Origin of the sequence: Lysinibacillus sp. NPDC093190 (assembly GCF_050280425.1) — a bacterium.
Classification (GTDB): domain Bacteria; phylum Bacillota; class Bacilli; order Bacillales_A; family Planococcaceae; genus Lysinibacillus.
Genome location: NZ_JBNNVG010000020.1, coordinates 64,483 through 90,304, shown reverse-complemented (window position 1 = coordinate 90,304; position 25,822 = coordinate 64,483). Strand labels below are relative to the sequence as shown.

The 25,822-nt window shown below is 38.5% G+C and carries 22 protein-coding genes and 1 other annotated feature; of the genes, 19 read left to right on the top strand and 3 right to left on the bottom strand.

Going from position 1 to position 25,822, the window contains the following annotated elements:
- The first annotated feature begins 13 nt into the window (after positions 1-13).
- From ACQKOF_RS16170 to ACQKOF_RS16085, 18 genes are all read left to right on the top strand, one after another.
- A complete protein-coding gene (locus tag ACQKOF_RS16170) occupies positions 14-142 on the top strand; it encodes a hypothetical protein (protein ID WP_427559110.1) in 129 nt (42 codons plus the stop codon).
- A gap of 116 nt (positions 143-258) precedes the next feature.
- A complete protein-coding gene (locus ACQKOF_RS16165; protein WP_427559065.1) occupies positions 259-1,167 on the top strand; it encodes a stalk domain-containing protein in 909 nt (302 codons plus the stop codon).
- Between the two features lie 187 nt (positions 1,168-1,354).
- Positions 1,355-2,392, top strand: coding sequence for an LCP family protein (locus ACQKOF_RS16160; protein ID WP_427559062.1), 1,038 nt, complete (start codon positions 1,355-1,357; stop codon positions 2,390-2,392).
- A gap of 283 nt (positions 2,393-2,675) precedes the next feature.
- Positions 2,676-4,181: a coproporphyrinogen III oxidase gene (locus ACQKOF_RS16155; RefSeq protein ID WP_427559059.1), complete on the top strand. Its 1,506-nt coding sequence runs from the start codon at positions 2,676-2,678 to the stop codon at positions 4,179-4,181.
- Between the two features lie 121 nt (positions 4,182-4,302).
- Positions 4,303-5,442, top strand: coding sequence for a glycerate kinase (locus tag ACQKOF_RS16150; RefSeq protein WP_427559057.1), 1,140 nt, complete (start codon positions 4,303-4,305; stop codon positions 5,440-5,442).
- 88 nt (positions 5,443-5,530) lie between these two features.
- The gene (locus ACQKOF_RS16145; protein WP_427559054.1) at positions 5,531-6,769 is read left to right on the top strand and encodes an MBL fold metallo-hydrolase; all 1,239 of its coding nucleotides are present in this window, start codon (positions 5,531-5,533) and stop codon (positions 6,767-6,769) included.
- On the top strand, positions 6,756-7,004 hold the full coding sequence (locus ACQKOF_RS16140) for a DUF3006 domain-containing protein (RefSeq protein ID WP_427559052.1): 249 nt from the start codon (positions 6,756-6,758) through the stop codon (positions 7,002-7,004). The genes ACQKOF_RS16145 and ACQKOF_RS16140 overlap by 14 nt, the downstream gene beginning before the upstream one ends.
- Before the next feature lie 407 nt (positions 7,005-7,411).
- Positions 7,412-8,200, top strand: coding sequence for an HAD family hydrolase (locus ACQKOF_RS16135; protein WP_427559049.1), 789 nt, complete (start codon positions 7,412-7,414; stop codon positions 8,198-8,200).
- 602 nt (positions 8,201-8,802) lie between these two features.
- Positions 8,803-10,587 (top strand): XylR N-terminal domain-containing protein, encoded by a 1,785-nt coding sequence (locus tag ACQKOF_RS16130; RefSeq protein WP_427559046.1) that lies wholly within the window; start codon positions 8,803-8,805, stop codon positions 10,585-10,587.
- 171 nt (positions 10,588-10,758) lie between these two features.
- Positions 10,759-12,297 (top strand): 4-hydroxyphenylacetate 3-hydroxylase N-terminal domain-containing protein, encoded by a 1,539-nt coding sequence (locus tag ACQKOF_RS16125; protein WP_427559043.1) that lies wholly within the window; start codon positions 10,759-10,761, stop codon positions 12,295-12,297.
- Between the two features lie 25 nt (positions 12,298-12,322).
- On the top strand, positions 12,323-13,288 hold the full coding sequence (locus tag ACQKOF_RS16120) for a catechol 2,3-dioxygenase (RefSeq protein ID WP_427559041.1): 966 nt from the start codon (positions 12,323-12,325) through the stop codon (positions 13,286-13,288).
- A 212-nt stretch (positions 13,289-13,500) separates the two neighbouring features.
- Positions 13,501-13,980 carry a flavin reductase family protein gene (locus tag ACQKOF_RS16115; RefSeq protein ID WP_427559038.1) on the top strand — a complete coding sequence of 160 codons (480 nt, stop codon included), beginning with the start codon at positions 13,501-13,503 and terminating at the stop codon, positions 13,978-13,980.
- 10 nt (positions 13,981-13,990) lie between these two features.
- Positions 13,991-14,779, top strand: a complete 789-nt coding sequence (locus tag ACQKOF_RS16110) for a 2-keto-4-pentenoate hydratase (RefSeq protein WP_427559035.1) — start codon at positions 13,991-13,993, stop codon at positions 14,777-14,779.
- Positions 14,780-14,781: 2 nt separating this feature from the next.
- On the top strand, positions 14,782-15,666 hold the full coding sequence (locus tag ACQKOF_RS16105) for an acetaldehyde dehydrogenase (acetylating) (protein WP_427559032.1): 885 nt from the start codon (positions 14,782-14,784) through the stop codon (positions 15,664-15,666).
- Between the two features lie 14 nt (positions 15,667-15,680).
- The gene (gene dmpG, locus ACQKOF_RS16100; RefSeq protein WP_427559029.1) at positions 15,681-16,682 is read left to right on the top strand and encodes a 4-hydroxy-2-oxovalerate aldolase; all 1,002 of its coding nucleotides are present in this window, start codon (positions 15,681-15,683) and stop codon (positions 16,680-16,682) included.
- Between the two features lie 20 nt (positions 16,683-16,702).
- Positions 16,703-17,494 carry a 2-keto-4-pentenoate hydratase gene (locus tag ACQKOF_RS16095; RefSeq protein WP_427559026.1) on the top strand — a complete coding sequence of 264 codons (792 nt, stop codon included), beginning with the start codon at positions 16,703-16,705 and terminating at the stop codon, positions 17,492-17,494.
- Between the two features lie 17 nt (positions 17,495-17,511).
- The gene (locus ACQKOF_RS16090; RefSeq protein ID WP_427559023.1) at positions 17,512-17,706 is read left to right on the top strand and encodes a 4-oxalocrotonate tautomerase; all 195 of its coding nucleotides are present in this window, start codon (positions 17,512-17,514) and stop codon (positions 17,704-17,706) included.
- Positions 17,707-17,721: 15 nt separating this feature from the next.
- Positions 17,722-19,197, top strand: coding sequence for an aldehyde dehydrogenase (locus tag ACQKOF_RS16085; RefSeq protein ID WP_427559020.1), 1,476 nt, complete (start codon positions 17,722-17,724; stop codon positions 19,195-19,197).
- Between the two features lie 94 nt (positions 19,198-19,291).
- Here ACQKOF_RS16085 and ACQKOF_RS16080 read toward each other — a convergent pair whose 3' ends face one another.
- From ACQKOF_RS16080 to serA, 3 genes are all read right to left on the bottom strand, one after another.
- The gene (locus ACQKOF_RS16080; RefSeq protein ID WP_427559017.1) at positions 19,292-20,221 is read right to left on the bottom strand and encodes a hypothetical protein; all 930 of its coding nucleotides are present in this window, start codon (positions 20,219-20,221) and stop codon (positions 19,292-19,294) included.
- Complete coding sequence (locus ACQKOF_RS16075) at positions 20,208-20,705, bottom strand: RNA polymerase sigma factor (RefSeq protein WP_427559014.1); 498 nt, start codon at positions 20,703-20,705, stop codon at positions 20,208-20,210. The genes ACQKOF_RS16080 and ACQKOF_RS16075 overlap by 14 nt, the downstream gene beginning before the upstream one ends.
- 497 nt (positions 20,706-21,202) lie before the next feature.
- Positions 21,203-22,810 carry a phosphoglycerate dehydrogenase gene (gene serA, locus ACQKOF_RS16070; protein WP_427559011.1) on the bottom strand — a complete coding sequence of 536 codons (1,608 nt, stop codon included), beginning with the start codon at positions 22,808-22,810 and terminating at the stop codon, positions 21,203-21,205.
- Between the two features lie 289 nt (positions 22,811-23,099).
- Positions 23,100-23,339: a binding site (T-box leader), on the bottom strand.
- 405 nt (positions 23,340-23,744) lie between these two features.
- Between serA and ACQKOF_RS16065 the strand changes: the two genes are divergently transcribed.
- Complete coding sequence (locus tag ACQKOF_RS16065; RefSeq protein ID WP_427559008.1) at positions 23,745-25,397, top strand: FAD-binding dehydrogenase; 1,653 nt, start codon at positions 23,745-23,747, stop codon at positions 25,395-25,397.
- Positions 25,398-25,822 lie beyond the last annotated feature (425 nt).

The window sequence follows — 25,822 nt, the reverse complement described above, 5'->3', positions numbered from 1 at the left end:
AGGTGCAGTTTTTTTGTCTAAATTTACTGCAGAAGAAAAATTACAAGCTGTTCAACGCTATTTGAATGGTAATGAAAGCTATAAAGATATTGGACAATCAATTGATAAAATAATATCCAATTATTCCGTTCGTTATTGTTAAATTATAATAGTTATTTACTGGTAAATGGTTTTTATCACAAATTTTCCAGTTTTTAATGAAACTTTTACCATTTTAAAACTACTACTACTATGAACCTAATAATAAGGAGAGATTTTATGAACATGAAAAAATTTGCGCCTGCAGCAATGACAGCATTATTATTCGGAAGTGTAGTAATACCAGTTGCTTCGGCAAAAGAAAATCCGACAGAGACAGAACAACAAGTACCACAAATTCAAATTGATCCTGTTCACATTTTCAATACTACTTATGGAACAGTTGAAAAAGTCAATTCTAGTGAAAAAATTACATATTTCACAGTAAAAGATGGCGATCAAACAAACATTTTAGAGATAACAAAAAATACACTTGTTTTCGATAATACAGGTAAAAAAGTGGACCTTAAAGAAGGGGATAAAATAGTAGCTTATACATTTGCGAACAAGCCACAAAAATTAATTTATCCACCACAATTCGGTCCCGATGTTGTTATTGTTGAAACTAAGGAAGCTGGATTTGTTGAAGTTGATTACTTCTTTGAAAACCTAACAAATACTTATGATATGTTAAAATTAATCATTGGCGAAAATACGGAGCTTTTAAATACGAAGGGAGAGAAAGTTGCAGCTAAAGATTTAACAGAGAAGAACTTAGTTGTTTTCTATACAGCTTCAACAAAAAGTATCCCAGCTCAAACAACCCCTTCGAAAGTAATTGTTCTTGATGACGAATCAGAAAATACTGTAGATGCGGAAATAGCAAAAATAATCGCGACAGATTATTATGAAGTCGATGGAACAAAGATGGTTCCGTTGCGTTTGATTGCCGAAAAGCTTGGTTATACAGTGGAGTCAACAGGTAAAGGTGCAATTGTATCAAAAGGTAATTTATCTTACACAATTACTCGTGGAGAAAAAATGTTTGGTTATAACAAAGCATTACGCCCGCTTCATGCAGCCCCTGCTTTGTTAGAAGGTAATAAAACATATGTACCAGTTGAATTTGTAGAAGAATACTTAAAATAATAATTCAAAAAATCCCTATAAAGGTAGGTTTACCTTTATAGGGATTTTTGCGTTTTTGGGAAGAATTCTAAATTTATTTTTATTTCCAAATATATTCATTACAGGAAACTTGAAAGAACAAACAGCGTCTTAATCAACGAAGAGAATGACTTGACTTCAGGAATTCAAATAGAAGAGAGGATTTAATGTGGAAAAAAAATCAAGGAGCTCTAAAAAAGCGAAACCTAAGAATAAAGTAATGAAAATAACCTTACTAGTAATTTTAATTTCACTATTAACCGTAACTAGTTATGGAGCTTACGCGTTTGTTAAATTTAAAAATGCCTATGATAGTTCAAAAGTCGATTTAAATAGGGAAGGAAATAAATCAGATCTTAGGGAAGAGGATGTATCATTTAAAAAAGATCCTATCTCAATTCTATTATTAGGTGTTGAAAATTACTCTAGTAAGGCCGAGGATGGTCGAGCTGACACTCAAATGGTCATTACTTTGGATCCGGATACATCTGAAATTAACTTAATTACAGTACCTCGAGATGCAAGGGTTAAAATAGAAAATGCAGGGGAATATACAGGTATACATAAAATCAATGCTGCTTATAATTATGGATCTATTACAGGCTATGGGGCAATTAAACTTCAATTAGAGACAGTTGAAAAACTCCTTAATATACCGATAGATAACTTTATTGCAGTAAACTTTGATGGCTTTAGAGATATTGTCGACGCTTTAGGTGGAGTAACAATAGATGTAAAAGAGGATTTCTGGGAAGATAATTTTTACGATAGAAAAAGGATAGAATTTCATAAAGGAGAAGCACATTTAAACGGGGAAGAGGCACTTGCATTTGTAAGAATGAGAAAAAGAGCTGTTAATGCTTCATACTCACGCGAAGAGAGACAAAGACAATTTTTGACTGCAACGATTAATCAAGCAAAATCGACAAATACAATATTTAAAATTGGTCAAATTGCAGATATTTTAGGAAAAAACGTAGAAACAGATTTAAACTCTAATGAAATCTACGCACTCCAAAAGCAATATTTGAATTCCAAAAACATATCTACTAAAACGTTAGAAATACAAGGAGAAGATCAGTATATCAACGATGTTTCTTACTTTATGCCTGATATGGAAAGCTTGGAGAAAGTAAGCATGGAATTAAGAAAAATTCTTAAACTAAAAGAAGAAAAATTCAAAACAAACGCGGTTATTGAAAGATAAAAAAATAAGAATCCATTTTGATAAATTTTTCAAAATGGATTTTTTGTATCAATCAATTATGCCTCGGCATAATTGCGTCCGGAATCGGCTTTGTGCTTGCACAAAGAACTCCTTTCCGATTTCCGTGACATCCGCCGGAGGCTTTAATTTTTTTCAGCGGATGTTTGGACACCCGCTGAAAAAATAAACAGAATGTTCTGTTATTAATTGCAACTTTGCTTAACGTAATGAAAATTTGTTAAACTATTGGTGCTGTAATTATTGAGAGAAAAGAGCGAAGAAAATGAAATTTATTCACATAGATCAAAAATATCCTGAGGATTGGATTCGCGTATTAAATCATATTGCGAATTTATTTTTTGAGGATTCCAAACTAAAAGTAGAGTCTGAAGGAACAGATATAGCAGTATCATTTGAATATAACGTTGGGGATGATTTCTCGATTTCTACAAAAGCTGCACTTGAGATAGAGGGTAAGCGTTATACGAATGACTATCGTATTCAATACGAATCTGAGGCTGAAGGACGTGAGCTAAATATTCGTATTAAGCGTGCTTTGTCTCACGTATTTTTAGATGTGTTAGAGCAACATACGGGAATGCATCAGCAATGGGGAATTTTAACGGGTGTGCGTCCAACTAAGCTTTACCATAAATTCCGAAAGGCGGGTAAGAGCGAGGAAGAAATTGCAGATATTCTTATTCGTGATTTCCGCTTATCAGAGGAAAAGGTAGCGTTACTAAAAGAAATAGTTGCTCGTCAGTTAGTGACGATTCCTGATATAGATGAAATCGGTAAAGAAATAAGTATTTATATCGGTATTCCTTTTTGCCCGACTAAATGTGCTTATTGCACGTTCCCAGCGTATGCGATTGGCAGCAATCGAAAGCAAGGGCGTGTTGCTACATTTTTAGATGGGCTGCATATTGAATTACGTGAAATAGGGAAATGGCTGAAGGAAAATAATATGAAAATCACGTCCATTTATTGGGGTGGTGGTACACCAACATCTATTGAGGCACATGAAATGGATGCATTGTATCAGACGATGTATGATTCCTTCCCGCATCCTGAGACAATCCGTGAAGTAACTGTCGAAGCGGGCAGACCTGATACGATTACGCCTGAAAAACTAGAAGTGTTAAAAAAATGGGGCATTGACCGAATAAGTGTTAATCCACAATCGTATACAGATGAAACACTTAAAGCAATTGGTCGTCATCATACGGTACAAGAAACAATTGATAAGTTTTGGTTAGCACGTGAATCAGGCATGAATAATATTAATATGGATTTAATTATTGGTTTACCGAATGAAGGGATTGAGGAGTTCCAGCATTCATTAGATGAATCTGCAAAAATGCAACCAGAATCGCTAACGGTACACACATTATCATTTAAGCGTGCATCGGAAATGACACGTAATAAAGATAAGTATAAGGTAGCAGACCGTGATACTGTTGCACAAATGATGCATATGGCACAAGTATGGACGAAGGAAAATAATTATGCACCATACTATTTATATCGTCAAAAAAATATTTTAGGCAATTTAGAAAATGTCGGCTACAGTAAAGCTGGAGAAGAAAGTATCTATAATATTGTCATAATGGAAGAAGTACAGACTATTTTAGGAATTGGCTGTGGAGCCTCCTCTAAATTTGTTCATCCTGAAACAGGGAAGATTACGCAGTTCCATAATCCAAAGGATCCGGCAGCATACATCATGACGTTTGAAGAGGCAATCGGTAAAAAAATTGAGTTTTTAGATGAATTATATAAGGCATAAAAAGGATGGCAATCTGACGTGATATTCAGATTGCCTCTTTTATTCCGATAAATCTCAGGAATATTTTTAGTCTGAATTATAATGAATGTAAGCACCTAACTTAAATGAGTGGAGGTATAACATGAAAGTCGTTATTAGTCCAGACTCCTATAAGGGGACTTTGTCGGCCATCGAGGTGGCTAATGCAATGCAAGCAGGAATCTTGGATGCTGATCCATCGATTGAAACAGTCATTTTACCAGTTGCAGATGGTGGAGAAGGTACACTAGAATCACTGGTTGCCTCAACAGATGGTCAATATATTTCACAACATGTGCTGGACCCATTGGGGAGAGAAATTGAAGCGAGATATGCTGTGCTTGGTGATAATGAAACATGCGTTATTGAAATGGCTCAGGCATCCGGTATTATGCTGCTACAGGATAAGGAAAAAAATCCTGAGCTTGCATCGACGTACGGGACGGGGCAGCTAATCAAGGCTGCTCTTGATGAAGGGTTTAGGAAATTTATTATCGGAATTGGCGGTAGTGCTACAAATGATGCTGGTATTGGCATGTTAAAGGCACTTGGACTGCAATTGAAAAAAGAAGATGGCACATTTATTGCTGATGGGGTTTCGGCACTATTAGATTTAGCTTCAATTGATGTTAGTCAGCTAGATCCCCGATTGGCTGAAGCAACATTTATTATTGCATGTGATGTTGATAATCCCTTGATTGGAGAGCGTGGGGCAACAGCTATTTTTGGACCCCAAAAAGGTGTAAAAGAACATCAAATTGCTTATTTTGATAGCTGCTTAAAGCAGTTTGCAGACATTGTTGAAAAGCAATTTGACATCCGACTGCACGACTATAAAGGGGCAGGCGCTGCAGGTGGAATGGGAGGCGCATTAATAGCATTTTTAAACGGAACTTTTAATGTAGGTATTGAGATTGTGATGAATGCAGTACAGTTAAAAAAGCATTTAGAAGGTGCCGGGTTTGTTATGACAGGTGAAGGGAAATCGGATCGTCAAATATTACATGGGAAGGCACCATTAGGGGTGGCGAAGGCTGCGACATCGGCGAATGTACAGGCTATCTTATTGTCAGGGGCAATAGAAGAAAATGATAAACCTGAATTACTCAAATACTTTACTGTTGTTGAATCATTAGTAGATGAAAATATTAGTGTCCAACAGGCAATGCAAGAACCTTATTATTTTATTCGCATGAAAACAAAGAGGATCTTTGAGTCTTACGTACAAATGGGGAAGGATTAATGCCGGAACAATGACAGGTAACGATAGAGAGCAGCCCATGGTTAGCTCTCTTTTTTGTATAATAGAAAAATAGAAAGGAAGTTAGTAAATGAAAAAATTAATAGTAGTGCTCCTTTGTATTTTTTTATTAGCAGGCTGTACGGAAACATTAAATACGGAGAAAGTATCCGTCACTGCAGGACATGAAATGCGCGTACATTTTATTGATGTAGGACAAGGAGATTCGATTTTTATTGAATCCCCAAATGGCAAGACAATGCTTGTTGATGGAGGCGTTAAAGGAGCTGGTCAAAAGGTTGTTTCGTATTTGCAGGAGCTTGGTGTGAATAAGCTCGATATAGTGGTCGCAACCCATCCTGATGCAGACCATATTGGTGGTTTAATTCCTGTGATAAATTCGATAAATATTGGACAATTTTATGATTCAGGAAAGGTACATACATCTCAAACCTTTGAAGAAATGCTGACACTTATTGATACGAAGAATATTCCTTATAATGTTCCGAAAACAGGCGATAGTATTGCATTTGATGATGATATTAATGTGAAGGTGTTAAACGCCAATGAACATGCAAAAGATAATAATGATGCTTCCATTGTCTTAAAAATTGCATATGGTAATGTATCATTTTTATTAACAGCTGACGCGGGAATAGCGTTAGAAAAAGAGATGATGCAGCACGATGTGAAAGCAACAGTCTTAAAGGCAGGTCATCACGGCTCTAACACGAGTAGCTCGGCGGAGTTCATTCAGGCAGTGCATCCTGAGATGGCCATTTTAAGTTATGGAGAGGGAAATAAGTATGGTCATCCTCATGCTGAACTAGTTGAACGTTTACAAGCAATTGGCAGTAAAATTTACGCAACGGCAGAAGCAGGGACTGTGATCGTATCAACCGATGGGGTAAACTATGACGTGAATTCGAAAGAAATGTCAGGAACAAGTGTGTCAACACCACAAACAACTGGTACAAGTGTCTCAACATCACAAACAACTAGTACAAGTGTCTCAGCTCCAAAAACAACTAGTGCAAGTGTTGAGATTGTTAGTAAGGACTTAATAGAAGAAATTGTAGGCATTAAAAATAATGGTAATGAAGCAGTATCCTTAAAAGATTGGCAGCTTATATCGATTGAAGGGTATCAAGTTTTTAACTTTCCAAATGTGACATTGCAGCCAGGGAAAACGGTTTATGTCACAAGTGGTTCAAATGCACGAGAGGGTCAAAATTATTTAAAGTGGACAAAGAAACAGATTTGGCTGAATGATGGGGATGCTGCACAATTACGTAATGCGAAAGGGGAACTTGTTAGTGAGCTCGACTAAATACACCTTAGACCGTATTGAAGATGGATATGCAGTTTTTTTGAAGTACCCAGAGGAAGAGGAACAGCTAATCATTTTACAATCTGCCATGAATAAACCAGTACAGGTTGGCGATCGCGTTCTAATTGAAGAAATTGATGACATCTATCAAATTGAAATTTTAAAAGAAGAAACTGAGCATAAAAAGGCCGAAATTCAAAGCTTAATGGATAGATTGCGTAGGAAAAATCAATAGTTATAGAATGAAGAATAGGCTAGGATTAGGCTAATCACTAAAAGTGGCGGATGGCATTTGTTAAAATGGATACCATGTAATATGTTGATTGGAGTGGAGGCTGGGCGACTCCTTGGGGCTCAGCGTCACAGATGAGACCCTGGAGCGAGCACATAGGGGAACGAAGGCTAAATGCATCACGTCCTGTGATAACGCCTTCGTGACCAACATCGTGTTGGCCCAAGCGACTCATCGGACGCCCCCAGTAAGCTCTGCTCTGCGCGAAAGCGAAGCGGCAGCAACAAAGCGCCCAGCCGCAACGGAAATCAACCATACGTTATGGGATGAGAAAAGCCTAAAACGCTATGCTAAATATTTTGAATATATGCTAAAATAATTATACTAATAGGAAGCTAGGAGCTGACACAATGTCAATTAACACAATTATTTTTGATTTAGATGATACGCTATTATGGGATAAAAAGTCCGTCAAAACAGCATTTGAGAAAACGTGTGAATATGCAGCGACAATACATAATGTAAATCCGGCTGAGCTAGAGGAAGCTGTACGTAAAGAAGCACGTGCACTTTACGAAGGCTATGAAACATATGATTATACGGTGTTAATCGGCATTAATCCATTCGAAGGACTTTGGGGAACATTCGATGATCCAACAGATTCTTTCCAAAAAATGAAAAGTATCGTACCGGGCTATCGTACAGAAGCATGGACAAAAGGCTTAGCAGCTCTTGGTATTGAGGATGCACAACTAGGGGCGGAGCTAGGGGAGCGCTTTGTGGCAGAGCGTAAAGTATCTCCATTCTTATATGAAGATACTTTTGATGTGCTAGATAAGCTGAAAGGAAAGTATCAACTCGTATTACTAACAAACGGAGCACCAAGTTTACAAAATTTAAAGCTAGAAATAACACCAGAAATAGCACCATATTTTGACCATATTATTATCTCTGGGGACTTTGGTAAAGGAAAACCAGATGCCTCTATTTTCGAGTATGTAATGGAGAAAGCAGGTATTACAGCAGCCGATGCAATCATGGTCGGAGATAACTTAAATACTGATATTCTAGGCTCATCTCGTGTTGATATGCTCAACGTTTGGATAAACCGTGAAAACAATGTACCAAATGGCATTGTCACTCCAACATATGAGGTTGATTCTTTAACTGCATTATTAGAACTTGTAAATAAGCTATAAGCAAAAGGATAAATATAAATTAAGTCGTATCAATAAACAAGGGTTGATTGTCACTCCGAGTTGGCGCTTTCCGCGGGCTTGGCTTCAATCTCCTCGTCACTACGTTCCTGCGGGGCTTTCAGCGCAAGCTCATCCCGCAGGAGTCGCCACTCTCCGTGAAAAATCAACGGTCCCTCATCATTAGTGTGAGAAGACAAGCTGAAACAAAATAGTATAATAGCTATGATTAAAATACTACGTAAGACAAGCTTCACTGCATAGACTTCTGGAGTAAAATAATGCTAAACGGTGTCTTTCAATTAATTTTCTCTACAGTTTTATACCAACAAAATAGTGTTTGTCTACAGTCTGAAATGTACTGATTTATCAAAGGATCAGTACATTTTTTGTTTCTTGAAATTTGTCGAAACATTAGTTGCTCGGATAAAATGAATTATCTGAAAAAATAATTTATACTAATATTGATAATAAAAGTAAACACTTTGAATCTAGTGATTTAAATTTAAGAAAGCGCTTTCTTCAAATCGATTTAGAGAAAATGTACAAGCCTAGTTGTTGTAAGAATAAATATATTGGATTGCACGTTTATGGGGGTGTATATGATGAAAGCAAATCGTTTAGTGTTTGAAAATTCAATTGATATTAATCCGCGTTCAGGCATCATCAAGTTCAATGGGAATCGAATGATCTTAAAATCGGCTGAGGCACTTGGTTTTTTTAGGCGTGATATTATTCAAACGTTGAATATGGAGCGAGCAAAAGGCTTTTTATTACGCTATGGTTGGGCATGTGGTTATAGTGCTGGTGGCTCTATTGAGAAGATGTACAATTGGAAAGAGTTAAAAGAGTTAATAAGAGCTGGAGCGGCGATTCATACATTAGAGGGCGTTGTTAGTGTAGAAATTGATGTGTTGGAAATAAGTGACGATAAATTTGAAATGGAAGGTAAGTGGTTTCATTCTTACGAGGCGGAGGAGCATGTCCGCCATTTTGGTTTTAGTGACGAAAGTGTATGTTGGACATTAATCGGCTATGTAGCAGGTTTTTTAGCGAAAACCTATCCAAAGGAGATTGTCGTATTTGAAGAAAAGTGTCGTGGTAAATGCGATGACTATTGTAAATTTGTCGTTCGAACAACGGAGCATGCTACAGCAGAGCAACTAGATATATTACGATATTTTCAAGAAACTTCCTTAGCTGACGAATTAGATGCTACGTATAATGAGTTGAAAACATTGAATAATTCTATCCTACATTCTGACACCATTCATAAACAAATGACAAATGCTATGCTTGAAGGCTATACGCTGAATCAACTTTTACATCTTTTAAGTGATGCTTTGCAATGTAGTGTAACAATAGAACGTCGATATTTAATGAAGCCAATTGGCTATTATTTTATGCATAAGGAAGATGAGCAACTTTATATAGAAGGAAGTCGTAAGAAAAAAGAGTTTCGACATGAATATGGGATTATGACAATGAAAAAACAATTGGGGACTTTAGTAATACTTAGTCATAATGATCTAACGCGCGAGCAGGAAATGATTATTGAACGCGCTGTGACGGTCTTCTCAATTTATTTATATACACAGATGCAAATTGCTCAATCACAGTGGCAACGAAAGTCTGATTTTTTAGATGAAGTCATGAGTAAACAATCTTCCCCAGAGGAACTCATTAAAAAGGCACGTAGTATTTTCTACTTTGATCCGAGTAAAAACAATCGTGTAATTGTCATAACAACTGAGCATGAGGACCCGGAAATATTGCATAGCTTTTTAATGACAGAGTATTTAAATGTGGAGTGCTTTATTAAAAATCAAGAGGTCCTACTTATTCTAGAGGATTGTGAGAAAAATATCGAATATATGTCAGATTTTGTTAGTGTATTAACGAAACGATTAAAACAGCGCTTCAAACAATCTAAATTTCAAATTGGTGTTGGGAAAAATGCTGAGAAATTAGAGGAAATTGGGAACAGTCACAACGAGGCAAGACTGATTTGTCAATTTTTACGATATGCAGCACCTGGTCAAACTCAATCCGCTATTTACGAAAACTTTCAGCACATTATGCTATTTTTAAAGACGACAAATCCAAAGGAGCTTTTACAGTTTTATGAAGATGTACTTGGTCATCTATTAAAATATGATGAGCAAAATAATGCAACACTTGTCCATACGTTAGAAGTTTTTTTAAACCACAGTGGGAACGTCAATAAAACAGCGAAGGCTTTGAATCTATCCATTCCTGGTTTTCGTTATCGAATGGAAAAAATTGAATCTTTATTGCAAGAAGATTTGCGGACAGGAGATGGACGTTTCCGATGCCAATTAGCCTTGAAAATCTATTATGTAATTAAAACGTTAAAAAATAAGAAGTAAGAAAAGTCAGCGGAAATGCTGGCTTTTTTCTATTTTTTGCATATTTTCCTTTCAAATTTTAAAGAAAAGAAACAGAATACCATACTTTTTATAAATTATCTAAAAATTCAAAAACCATTACATTTAAATAGACATGTCAAACAAGAAAAAATAATTGTAGGAGGGAAGGGAATGGTTGTAAAGCAAGGTACGAAGCCATTGACAGGGCAGGAATATTTAGAAAGTTTAAAGGATAGTCGGGAAATTTGGTTACATGGTGAACGTGTAAAGGATGTCACGACCCACCCAGCTTTTCGAAATTCGGCACGATCGATTTCACGTCTATATGATGCCATGCATGACCCAAAATACAAAGATATTTTAACTTGTGAAACGGATACGGGTAGTGGTGGTTATACCCATAGTTATTTCCGTGCAGCACGTAGCGCGGATGATTTAATTAAAGGACGAGATGCTATTGTTGCTTGGGCCCGACTTACATATGGGCAGATGGGGCGGACACCAGACTATAAGGCTTCATTCCTTGCAACACTTGGCGGAAATCCTGAATATTATTCACCTTACCAAGAAAATGCAAAGCGTTGGTACAAAGAATCACAAGAACGTAATTGGTTTTTCAATCATGCAATTGTGAATCCACCTGTTGATCGACATAAAGATGTCCATGAAGTAGGGGATGTTTTTATCCAAGTGGAGCGCGAAACGGACGAGGGCTTGATTATTAGTGGCTCAAAGATGGTGGCAACAGGTTCAGCTATTACTAATTACAATTTTGTTGGTACGTATGGATTACCGATTAAAGATAAAAAATTTGCAGTTGTTTTTATTGCACCAATGGATGCACCCGGTGTGAAGCTTATTAGTCGTACTTCATATGAAATGACGTCTGCCATTATGGGGAGTCCATTTGATTATCCGCTAAGTAGCCGTTTCGATGAAAATGATGCAGTACTTGTATTCGAGCAAGCACTTATCCCATGGGAGAATATTTTAATTTATGAAGATATGCAGAAGACAACTTCATTCTTTGTAGAAAGCGGTTTCATTAATCGTTTTACTTTCCAAGGAGTCACGCGCTTAGCTGTGAAATTAGATTTTATTATTGGTGTATTGTTGAAAGCATTAAAAACAGCAGGCACCGATCAATTCCGTGGTGTACAGGTGCATATCGGTGAAATTATAGCTTGGCGTCATATGTTCTGGTCATTAAGTGATGCGATGGCACTGAATCCTGAGAAAAAAGAAAATGGCACCGTTGTTCCGAATTTAAATGGTGGATTAGCATATCGCGTATTTTTACAGGAAGGTTGGCCAAAGATTAAAGGCATCATTCAGCAGATTGTAGCGGGGAATTTAATCGTCCAACCATCTAGTGCAAGGGATTTTTTAAACGAGGAATTCCGTCCGACATTAGATAAGCTTTACCGTGGTTCAAATGGTATTGAAGCACTTGAAAAAATTAAAACAATTAAGCTACTTTGGGATGCGATTGGTACTGAGTTTGGCGGCCGTAGTGAATTATATGAACGTAATTATGCTGGAAACCATGAAGATATTCGATTACAAACATTGTTCGGTGCACAAGGTAGCGGTAAAACAGATGAGTTTATCGCGTTTGCTGAGCAATGTATGGCAGATTACGATTTAACGGGGTGGACAGACCCTACGTGGGTTAATCCAGATGATGTGAATTATTTTACAAATAAATAATGAAAACAATTAGGGGGAATGTTTGATGTCAAATTTTGATGTAGCACAATTAGCGCATGTGGAGCTCTTTACACCAAAACCAGAGGAATCTTTAAAGTTCTTCACAGATTATATGGGTTTACAAATTACTGCACGTGAGGGGCAATCTGTTTATTTACGAGGCTATGAAGATTTTTATCATCACACATTAAAGCTTACGGAAGGAAAAGAAGCTGGTCTTGGACATTCTGCGTGGCGAGCAAGTTCACCAGAAGCGCTAGAGCGTCGTGTCGCATCTTTAGAAAAAAGCGGTTACGGAAAAGGTTGGATTGATGGTGATTTAGGTCACGGTCGTGCCTACCAATTCGTTACACCAGATGGACATAATCAAGAAATTTTGTGGGAAGTAGATTATTTCCAGCCAGCTGAAGATCAAAAAACATTGTTAAAAAGCCGTCCACAAAAGCGTCCATTAATGGGTGTGCCAGCACGTCGTTTAGATCATATCAATTTAATGTGTAGAGATGTGGCAAAAAATCGTGAGTTTATGTCCGAGCATTTAGGCTTCAAGTTACGGGAACAAATTGTGTTGAACAATGATGAAGAAATCGGAGCATGGATGAGTGTTAGCCCACTTGTACATGAGGTAGCGTTAATGAACGATCAAACTGGTAATAGTGGCCGCTTCCATCATATTGCATTTTGGTACGGCTATCCACAGCACCTAATGGATACAGCTGATATTTTTGTAGAAAACGGTATTCAAATAGAAGCGGGACCTGGTAAGCATGGTGTGAGTCAAGCGTACTTCATGTACGTGATGGAGCCTGGTGGCAACCGAGTTGAATTATTTGGCGATTCAGGCTACCTCATTTTCGATCCCGATTGGAAGTCAATAACATGGCGCGAAAATGAGTTAGATGAAGCGATTATTTGGTATGGCTCTCCACTACCAAATGAGTATTTCTTATATGGTACACCAGACCGAGCAGTAAAGGTTCCAGTGAAATAAACAGGTCTTATCACCAAAAGTTAGCGATGACATTAGTTAAAAAACGTATGCCATGAATATAAGTTGATTGGAGTCGCCCAGTCGGAACGGAAATCAATCCTACGCATAGTGAAAAGCCAGTAGTAGTTTGATCTGTAAAAAAATCCACATCGCTGTCTTAAATACTACTTCAGAGTATTTGAGACGGCACTATATCATGAGGAGGTTATGTAATGGAGGATCGTCTGTTTAGAAATGCAATGGGGAAATTTGCAACAGGTGTCACAGTAATTACAACAAATGTAAATGGCAGTATCCATGGTATGACTGCAAATGCGTTCATGTCTGTTTCACTTGATCCGAAATTAGTCGTCATCTCTATCGGAGAAAAAGCTTCTATGCTGAAGCATATACAACAAAGCGGAACATTTACTGTTAATTTTTTATCAGCACAGCAGCAAGAGCTATCAATGCTATTTGCCGGACAAATAAAAGATAAGCGTCAAGTAACATTCGGCGATTTACAAGGTGCCCCTACAATTGAAGGCGCTATTGCACAGGTGAGCTGTGAGGTAGCTAGCACTTATATAGAAGGTGATCATACGTTATTTATCGGACGAGTGAAAAACATTCATCTAGAAGATGGGGAGCCATTGCTATTCTTTAATGGGCAGTATGGTGCATTATCAGCAGCGACAACGCTACAGGTCTAGGAGGTTAGGTATGGATAGACAACTTTATGCAGAGAAATTACAGGAAGCTGAGGCAACGAAGCAACCGATCGATCCACTCTCATCTACTGTCCCAGACATAACTGTAGATGACGCTTATGCTATTCAATTACTTCAAATTGCTACAAAGCAACAAGAGGGGAAGCAAATTGTCGGTAAAAAGATTGGTTTAACGAGTAAAGCGATGCAACAGCAATTTAAAGTTTCGGAGCCAGACTACGGCCATATTTTATCGGATATGGTAGAAGTCGACGGTGCAACGATCTCACTCGACCATTTCATTCAACCAAAGTTGGAATTTGAGATTGCGTTTGTTTTGAAGAAGGACTTAAATGGACCAAATATTACAGTGGAGGATGTTATGGAGGCGACAGATTACATTGTCCCTGCACTAGAAGTAATTGATAGTCGCATAGTGGATTGGAAAATTCGTTTTGAAGATACAGTCGCAGACAATGGTTCCTCTGCCATGGTGATTATTGGTGGAACACCTACAAAATTGCAAGATGTAGACTTACCGCATATTGGCATGAATGTTTACCGCAATGGTGAATTGTTTGATAGTGCAGCCGCTGCCGCTGTCATGGGTGATCCATTACGTGCAGTTGCATGGTTAGCTAATAAACTGAGTAAATATCATATCGGTTTGCAGGCAGGTGAATTTATATTAACAGGCGCATTAACAGCAGCAATCACAATTGAGGATGGAGATACGTTTACGGCAGAGTTTGCCCATCTAGGTGCTGTGTCAGCTACGTTTAGGTTGAAGGAGGAGAAATGAAGATGGCAAAGTTGAAAGTTGCGATTTTAGGCTCCGGTAATATCGGTACAGATTTAATGTACAAAATTGAGCGTAGTGATTACTTAACGATGAGTGTCATGGTAGGAATTGACCCTGCTTCAGAGGGGATTCAACGTGCAAAGGCTCGTGGCTATCATACAATCACGAATGGAATTGATGGCTTAGTGGCATGTCCTGAGCTTTTTGACATTGTGTTTGATGCTACAACGGCAAAGGCACATTCTATGCACAGTGAGAGAGTGCTTGCTCTTGGTAAAAAGATCATTGATTTAACGCCGGCAGCTATTGGCCCATTCGTTGTGCCGTGTGCTAATTTGGAAAAATTCGCGACGGCCGATAATGTCAATATGGTGACATGTGGTGGCCAAGCGACTATTCCAATTGTCTATGCGATTAACCAAGTAGCTGATGTTGAATATGCGGAAATTGTTGCAACAGTAGCAAGTAAAAGCGCAGGACCTGGTACACGGGCTAATATTGATGAATTTACACGAACAACAGCAAAGGCAATTGAGGACGTAGGTGGGGCGAATAGGGGAAAGGCCATTATTATTTTAAATCCAGCTGATCCGTCGATTATGATGCGTAATACCGTGCATGTTTTAGTGAATGAAGGTGATAAGGAACAAGAAATTATCAAAGCAATTGAAGATATAGTGCAAGCTGTACAGCAATATGTACCTGGCTATCGCATGACGAGTGCTCCTATTTTTAATGGTCAACAAGTATCGATCTTTTTAGAAGTGGAGGGAGCAGGGGACTTTTTCCCAACCTATTCAGGAAATCTCGATATTATGACGGCTGCAGCAGTACAAGTAGGCAATGAAATCGCTAAACAGCACCACGAAACAGTGAAGGTGAACTAAGCGGAGGTGAGTAAATGACAAAATTAACAGTTTTAGATGTCACATTGCGTGACGGTAGTCATTCAATGCGCCATGCATTTACAGAGCAGCAAGTGAGAGATGTAGCTCGTGGTTTAAGGAAAGCAAAGGTGAAATATTTTGAGGTATCACATGGCGATGGATTAGGGGGCTCTTCTCTGCAGTATGGTTTTTCAAAAGTAGATGAACTGAAGTTAATTGAAGCGGCACGAGAAGAATGTGGTGATTCGGCTATTTCGGTATTAATTTTACCTGGTATAGGTGTAAAGGAAGATTTAAAAAATGCAGTGAAGGCTGGGGCTAAAATGGCTCGTGTGGCAACACATGTTACTGAGGCCGATGTTGCAGGACAACATATTTATTTAAGTAGAGAGCTAGGATTGAAAACAGTCGGATTTTTAATGATGGCGCATATGGCTCCAACGTCCGTAATAGTAGAACAAGCGAAGTTATTTGAGAGCTACGGTGCTGAAATTATTTATGTGACAGATTCAGCAGGTGCCATGCTCCCTCATGAGGTCAAGGAACGTGTAGCTGCATTAAAGTCGCATGTCTCTTGTGAAATTGGCTTCCATGCTCATAATAATTTATCGCTTGCCTTGGCAAATACGATAGCTGCAATCGAAGCAGGTGCTACGTATGTGGATGGTAGTTTACGTTGTTTAGGTGCTGGTAGTGGTAATACACAAACGGAAGTAATGGTTGCAGTTTTTGATCGTCTTGGCTATGAAACTGGGATTGATTTATATAGTGTAATCGATGTTGCTAATGAAGTAGTTGCCCCAATTATGCCACGTCCGCAAGAAATAACAGGCTCTAGTTTAATGATGGGCTACACTGGTGTCTACTCTAGCTTTTTATTATTTACGCAAGAAGCAGCGAAAAAATATAACGTAGATGAACGTGAAATTTTAGTGGAGCTCGGCAAAATGAAAGCGGTAGGTGGGCAAGAGGATTTAATCGCAGAAATTGCTCGTAAGATAGCCAAGACAGTCTAGGAGAAACGGAGGGATGAGCGATGATGAAAACCGATACGCTAGATCAAATTGCGTATGAGTTGTATAAAGCAGAGCGATATGTGTCTGAGGTCACGAAGTTTGTTGATCAATATCCAGAGCTGACGGTGGAAACAGCCTATGACATTCAAGCCAAACTAATTGAACTCAAGCGCATGCATGAGCAAACAACCGTTTCAGGGTTAAAGCTTGGCTTAACGAGTAAGGCAAAACAACAAATGATGGGGGTACATGAGCCATCTTATGGCATGCTATTAGCGAATATGGAGTTAAATCCACAACTGCCGATTTCGTTAAAATCTTTAATTCATCCGAAAATTGAGCCAGAGATTGCCTTTGTATTTAAGGAGGATTTACACGGTCCGATTGTAACCGTTGCGCAAGTTTTGAAAGCAACTGATTATATTACACCTGCAATGGAAATTATCGATAGTCGTTATTTAAATTTCAATTTTACCTTACCAGATGTAATTGCTGATAACTCTTCTTCTTCGCGTTACATAGTGAGTTCACAAAAGTATGCGGTGAACGAAGTGGATCTTGTGAATATGGGCTGCATTTTCACGCACAATGATGAAATTTTTGCGACGAGTACAGCAGGTTCAGTTATGGGGCATCCAGCACGTGCTATTGTATGGATGGCAAATAAATTAATCGCTCGTGGACAACACATTCGAGCTGGAGATGTTGTGCTAAGTGGCGCGTTAACAGGTGCTGCAACAATGCATGCAGGAGATTGCTTTACTGTAAGCTTTGATGGAATGGAGTCATTAACAGTTGAAGTAGACCAATAGAAAAGGAGGAAGGTGGAATGCCATTTATTCAAGTAACATTTATTGAAGGTCGTACATCAGAACAAAAGGAGCGGTTAATTGAAGAAGTAAGCAAAACCGTGTCTTCTGTATTAGACGCACCACTTGAAACGGTTCGTGTGTGCTTAAATGAAATCCCAAGCACTCATTGGGGAATTGCAGGGAAGTCCATCCAACGTCGACAAAATGAATAATAAGGAGTGTCTACTATGGGGAATACACAAACGAAATTGAAAGAAGTTAAGCTATTTATTAATGGGGAATATGTTGAATCTTCTTCTCAAACATTGTTCGAGGTAAAAAATCCTGCGACCCAGGAGATTATTGCAAAAGTCCATGAAGCAAGCTTTGAAGACGTGGATCGGGCGTGTGAAGTAGCAAGGCGAGCTTTTGAAGAAGGACCATGGCGTACAATGCCTTTATCTGAGCGTTTGGCGAAAATTCGTCGGATGGCAGAAATTATTCTAGAACGCAAAGAGGAGTTAGCGCGCTTAGAAGCATTAGATGTAGGTAAACCCTATCAAGTAGCATTAGAACGTGAAATCCCTCGTGCCGCAGAAAATTTGAAGTTTTTTGCTGATTTTATGGAACAGCAAGGCGGCGAAGTATACCCGATGGATGATGCTTATTTAAATTATACGCGCTATGAGCCAGTAGGGGTTGCTGCGTTAATTACCCCTTGGAATTTACCGTTCATGCTAACAACATGGAAGCTTGGTCCATGCTTAGCTTCAGGGAATACGGCGGTCATAAAGCCGGCAGAAATTACACCTTTAACCGTATCGTTACTCGGTGAGATTGCACAACAGGCAGGTATTCCAGACGGTGTAGTTAACGTTGTTCATGGCTTTGGGGTACAATCAGCAGGAGAATTTATGACGACTCATCCTGAAGTCGATTTAGTTTCCTTCACGGGGGAAACAGCGACAGGGAAAGCGATCATGAAAAACGGTGCTGATTCATTGAAAAAAGTTTCCTTTGAATTAGGTGGTAAGGCAGCAAACATTATTTTTGAAGATGCGAATTTAGAAAAAGCCATCCCGGTATCGATTCAAGCAGCATTTATGAATTCTGGTCAAGTATGTCTAGCAGGGTCACGTATATTAGTGCAACGTACAATCTTAGATGAATTCCTTACACGCTTTAAAGAAGCGGCTGCAGCATTAGTCGTTGGCGATCCGCAAGACTCAAAAACGAATATGGGACCAGTCGTAAGTGAAACACACTATAATAAGGTAACAAGCTATTTAAATATAGCTGAATATGAAAATTCTACACTTATTTACGGTGGTGAACGTCCTGAATTACCAGCGCATTTAAGTATGGGTTATTATTTACAACCGACTATCTATTTACAAGAAAATCCGCAAGCCCGCATTTGCCAAGAGGAGATTTTCGGTCCTATCGTTACAATTATCCCGTTTGATACAGAAGAAGAGGCACTTGCGATAGCAAACGGAACAGAGTACGGTTTAAATGCAGTTGTTTGGACCGAAAACTTACAACGTGCACACCGTATTTCACATAATGTACGTGCAGGTACGATTTGGGTAAATTGCTGGTTTGTACGTGACTTACGTGCCCCGTTTGGAGGCTTTAAAAAGAGTGGCGTAGGACGTGAGGGCGGTCACCATAGCTTAGAATTCTTCACGGAAGCCAAAAATATTTGTATAGCGTTGAAGTGAGGCCTAGCATTGCCTGAATCGGAGGTGGTATCTCAGAAGTTTTTCTGGGATACTTTTTTTGTGTGAAAAAGCTGTCCAATAACTTATTGAACAGCTAAAAGTGTATATAATATGCAAAATATAACAATGAAAAAGCTATTGTAATACATAGCTGAACAGAGGCACTTGCTACTAGGTAACCTCGGGGCTCACCTGCTTTTTTACGATAATAAATTTGCATAATAGAGTAGAGTGTAAATAAGCCGTATATAATCGTAGCGTGAATGGAATGCATTAGTAAATAGATAGCAAATAAAATACCTGCAAATAAGACTAGCATAATAGCGTTGGCGATTGCATGTTCAACTGTAGCTGCAACAAAACGCCGTTCAATATAAGGCATTCTTTTTTTTGCAAGCCATAGTATGAAATGTGTAAGCAATACGAAGATATTTGCAATAATAATCTTGATTGAACGTTTATCGTCATAGTAGTACTCCAGTGAAATAAATGCATTATCGGGTTGAATTGCTTGTTCTGTTACGACATTAAAGAAAGTATCATTATTAAGCACCTTCCATTTTTCTTGAGTACCATCAGAATAGACAATCAACACATCATGAGGTGAGTTACTTTTAGCTTCCCACTGCTGAGCTGTTACTGAAACTGAAGGTGCATGTTCTATTTTTTCTTGTAGCTGACTTAAAAGTTGCTTATTTATATAGCATTCCTGAGGTACATAAAGGCATGAAGCTTTTGCGATGAACGTTTCTTTGTTTTCATTGCTGTGAACATAAACTTTAGAAATTGTTTTGTTTGTATCTGTTGTCAGTGGAGAGTTAGCAGGCCCTTGGATAAAGGATAAAATTAAAATAGAAAGAACTGTGATAAATAACAAAGACACTGCCGGCATTTTCCAAGATTTTTTAATAAGTCGTTTTTCTATTGTAGTAGGTGTAGTAATATTGTGCAGTATTATTTCCTGCTGCTGCTTAGTTAATTTGAGGTCGCGTAAATGTTGCCAGGATTCCTCATTGTTCTTCATCAAATTCACCTCCAAGCTGCTTTTTTAATGCAATAAGTGCACGTTTTAATGTGTTTTTTACTTTCCCTTCATTCCAGCCTAGTACATCACAAGTTTCCTGAATGGATAAACCCTCGATTTTACGTAAAATAATGACATCTCGATAGGTGAGCTTAAGTTTACTAATTGCAAGATAAAGCATCTTTGCATCTTCTTGCTGGATGAGCCATTGGTGTGGTGAGGTTGGCTCAAGTTCTTCATGATCGTTTAAAAATGGTACAAATTGAATAAGTCTTTTCCGGCGGTAATGATCGTAGGCTAGATTACGTGCAGTACTCCTAAGCCAAGCGAGCTCTGCATCTTCTTTGATTGTCTGCTGATATTTTAAATAGCGGGCAAATGTCTCCTGTGTGAAATCCTCCGCTAATTTCTTATCATTGAGTAAGTAATACAGGTATTTAAAAATGGTTTGATTATGTAAGTAAAATAACTCTTCAATCGTCAAAATGTGCACCTCCTTTCTCTTAAAGACGAGTGACTTTCTGAAAAGTATCATTTTACTAAAAAAAGCTCCTCACCATAACATTGCGTTGATTTCCGTTCCGACTGGGCGCTTTGTTGCTGTCGCTCCGCTTTCGCACAGATAAAACATTTGTTGCTGTCGCTTCGCTTTCGCACAGAGCAAAGCTTCCTGGGGGCGTCCGATGAGCCGCTTGGGCCAACACGATGTTGGTCACGAAGGCGTTATCACAGGACGTGATGCTTTTAGCCTTCGTTCCCCTATTGCTGATCCCCAAGGAGTCGCCCAGCCTCCACTCCAATCAACTAATATACCTGGCATACGTTTTAACAAATGTCATCTCCAACTTTGGTGATAAGCCCAAATTGTTTTTAGTGCGAATCGTAAAAATAAAACCGCATGAAATCAAAGTTTTTAAATTTGATTTCATGCGGTTTATTAATTTTTATAGAGTTTTGTCTCAGCCTATATAAATCAATATATTATAGGTTAATCGCTCTTACTTCATCAATATTTTCAAGTTGTGCAACGAATGTTAAATCTTCTTCTGTTACAGCATTGTCGATTGTTAGCATCATGACAGCTGTACCGCCAACTTGTGCACGACCAACTTGCATTGTTGCGATGTTAATATCTTTTTCTGCTAGCTTTGTTGCAACACGGCCGATTGCACCTGGTTTGTCAGTATTTTTAATGTAAAGAAGGTGACCTTGTGGAATAACGTCAACAACATAGTCTTCTACTTTAACAATACGTGCACCTAAACCATTTAATAATGTACCAGCAACTGTGTGTGTTTCGTTTACTGTTTTAATTTCAATCGTAATTAAGCTAGTGAAGCCTTTAGCAGTTGTTGTTTTATGCTCATTAATTTTCATGCCGATACGTTCAGATAGGTAGCGAGCATTTACGTCATTAACATGATTACCGTGGTTTTTAGATAATAAGCCTTTTAACGCGTTTGACGTTAATGGACGAACATCATAATTTGCTACTTCACCAGCATAAGATAAGTTGATTTCTTTTACAGGCTCAGTTGTAAGTTGAGATAAGAATGAACCAAGTTTTTCAGCTAATTCAAAGAAAGGCTCGACTTGTGCAAGCAACTCTTTTGGAATAGATGGCATGTTCACTGGGTTAGTTACAGTACCTGTTTTATAGAATTTAATGATGTCGTTTGAAACGTCTACAGCTACAGACTCTTGTGCTTCAATTGTAGATGCACCTAAGTGAGGTGTTGCGATTACTTGTGGTAAAGTAAGTAGCTTGTGATCTGTTGCTGGCTCAGATACGAATACGTCTAGAGCAGCACCCGCTACTTTACCTTCTACGATTGCATCGTATAAATCATCCTCATTGATAATACCGCCACGTGCACAGTTAATGATACGCACGCCATCTTTCATCATAGCGAATTTTTCTTTGTTAATAAGGTTGCGTGTTTCAGGAAGAAGTGGTGTGTGGACTGTAATGAAATCTGCAGTTTCACAAATTTCTTCAACTGTTGATTTTGTTACCCCTAACTCTTTAGCACGTTCATCTGTTAGGAATGGATCGTATGCCATAACGTTCATGCGTTGACCTTTTGCACGATAAGCAACTTCAACACCGATACGGCCGAAGCCTACAACACCTAGAGTTTTATTTTTAAGCTCAACGCCAACATAAGATTTACGATCCCATTTGCCATTTTTAAGTGTATTGAATGCTTGTGGGATGTGACGAGCAAGTGAAGTCATCATTGCAATAGTGTGCTCAGCTGCAGAGTTCGTGTTGCCGTCTGGTGCATTTACAACGATAATACCATGTTCAGTTGCAGCAGTTAGGTCAATGTTGTCTACACCTACTCCAGCACGTCCGATAAGTTTTAAGTTTTTAGCCGCTTCAATTACTTCGCGTGTTACCGTTGTTTGAGAACGTACTAGTAAAACATCTACATCCGCAATTTTTGCGATTAATTCTTCTGGTGCAAGACCAGTATCAACGATGATATTTAAGCCTAAATCTTGTTCTTGTCGTAATGGAAAAATACCATCTTCACTTAGTGGGTCAGCGATAAATACGTTAATTGTTTTAGTTGCAGTAGTCATTTGTAATTAGCTCCTTTTAATTAAAAATTGTTAGTGGTCTTTATATACGAAACAGTCTGAATTTTGTAAAACTAAACATCTTACAGCATGCAAACAATCTCCTTTCTAGATTCGAGAACAATATCAATTTCGCCTTAGCGTAATTGCGTCCGGATTTTGAATTGTGCCCGCACAATTCATTCCTTTGAAAATCCGTGACATCCGCCAGAGGCTTTATCTTCATTTTGTAAGTATTACAAAATGAAGATAAAAAAAGCCCTTCGCGCCTTACAAACACAAAGATTGTGTTGTAAGGGGCGAAAGGCTGAATAAACATTGGTTCGCGGTACCACCCTTAATCACTGCTTGAAAGATTTCTAGCAGTCTTAGCTATATGCGTAACGTGCATGTGACGAATAAGCTTACTTTGGAGATGTTCGGCTTATCTATTCAGGAGTGGAACTATTATCGTAGAAATCGCTGATTTACACCAACCATCAGCTCTCTTTGGATTTTCTTGCGACTAGCATGTCTCCGTCGTTATATTTTCGTGTGATTAAATTTGTTAACATCATAATCCTTATTGTTCACCTTTGTCAACAATATTTCTGAAAAAGATTAAAAAACGTGACTTCAAAAGTCTGAAAAATACCTAAACGCGAACATTGTTATGTTTTGTGTTTTACATTGTACGTCTTTTTAAGCAGGACAATGAAAGCGTTACCGATATATGTTAAATCAGATTACATGCGCTTTTAACAAATATTTGAGGTCGAAAATTATAGGGGAATGAATTGGTATTAAATGGATTGTGTAAATAGAAACTTTCGTTGTTTAGAGGAGGAAAGCGAACATTTTTATTGTCACATTTTCGTCAAAATTACAATGTGTAGAAGGTGAACGATCAATTAGAGAAGAATGTAAGTAATTAAGATTGATTTTTAGGGGGCGTAGAATGATGTATGATGTAGCAATTGTCGGTGCAGGACTGGCAGGATTAGTAGCTGCTTGTGAGTTAGCGGATGCAAAGAAAAAAATTGTTTTAGTAGATCAAGAACCTGAAAATTCAATGGGGGGACAGGCATTTTGGTCCTTTGGCGGTATATTTTTAGTGAATTCACCTGAGCAAAAAAGGCTTGGTATTAAGGATAGTAAAGAGCTTGCCTGGCAGGATTGGCAAGGGACGGCTGGCTTCGATCGCTTGGAGAATGAAGATTCGTGGGCGTATAAATGGGCCAGGGCTTATGTAGACTTTGCAGCTGGTGAAAAATATAGTTGGTTAAAGTCTATGGGTATTAAGTTTTTTCCTGTCGTCGGTTGGGCAGAACGTGGAGGATCATTAGCAGGCGGCCACGGAAATTCGGTACCTAGATTTCATGTTGTTTGGGGAACTGGGCCAGGCATAGTAAAGCCGTTTGCTGAAAAAGTGAAAAAGGCCATAAAGGATGGTTATATAGATTTTAAACCAAGACATCGTGTAGATGAGTTTATTCTACAAGATGGAAGAATAACAGGGATTAGTGGAACAGTTTTGGCTCAAAGCTATGCAATTCGCGGTGAAAAAAGCTCAAGGCTGGGCATTGGCGAATTTTCTTATGAAGCTGAAGCGGTTATTGTGGCTAGCGGTGGAATAGGTGCAAATTTTGATTTAATCAGAAAAAATTGGCCTGCTCGACTTGGTACACCACCGAAGAATATGGTCAGTGGTGTACCGGCTTATGTAGATGGCAGAATGCTAGAAATTACTGAGCATGTGGGAGGACGTATCGTTAATCGAGACCGCATGTGGCATTATACAGAAGGCTTGAAAAATTGGGATCCTATTTGGCCAAATCACGGCATTCGAATTTTGCCGGGTCCTTCATCATTATGGTTTGATGCAGAAGGCAATCGATTTGGAGCACCAAACTTTCCTGGTTTTGATACGTTAAGCACATTAGAAGCAATTCAAAAAACAGGCTATGATTACTCGTGGTTTATTTTAACTGAAAAAATTATTGAAAAAGAATTTGCATTATCAGGCTCTGAACAAAATCCTGATTTAACAAATAAAAGTATTAGTGATGTTTTGAAACGTGTTTTGCCAGGAGCACCAGGTCCTATTCAAGCATTTAAAAATCATGGCGAGGATTTTGTGATTGCTAATGATTTAAAGGAGTTAGTCGAAGGAATGAACAAGTTGGCTGGCAATGACCTTCTTGATTTTATCAAAATAAAAGAGCAAATTTTAGCAAGGGATCGTGAAATGGACAATAAATTTACAAAAGACTTACAGGTTAATGCTATTCATGGTGCAAGAAACTATGTTGGTGATAAATTTGTGCGCGTTGCGAAGCCCCATAAAATATTAGATCCAAAAAATTGGCCACTTATTGCGGTACGCTTAAATATTTTAACGCGTAAAACATTAGGAGGCTTACAGACAAATTTGGATGGTGCTGTGTTAGGAATGGATGGTCAGCCTGTACCGGGTTTATTTGCAGCTGGGGAAGTTAGTGGTTTTGGTGGTGGCGGTGTACATGGCTACCGTGCTTTAGAAGGGACATTTGTTGGTGGGTGTTTATTTAGTGGTCGACAGGTAGGGCGTTACTTGGCAAAAAGAGAATGAAGAAAAATTTAAGTGAGATTTAGAAAGCCATAGAGAGAGGAAATGCTCGGGTAAACGTACGATTACTCAGGCGAAAAAGAGTATCCCTCACTGAAATGTTGGTGAAATACTAAAAAAGTTGTATAAATTTTAGAATAGCTATAATATACTGGATCATCATCGAAAGTTGGAGATAGCATTTTCGTGACCAACATCGTGTTGGCCCAAGCGGCTCATCGGACGCCCCCAGGAAGCTTTGCTCTGCGCGAAAGCGAAGCGACAGCAACAAATGTTTTATCTGTGCGACAGCGACAAATGTTTTATCTGTGCGAAAGCGAAGCGACAGCAACAAATGTTTTATCTGTGCGAAAGCGAAGCGACAGCAACAAATGTTTTATCTGGGCGAATGCGAAGCGACAGCGACAAATGTTTTATCTGTGCGAAAG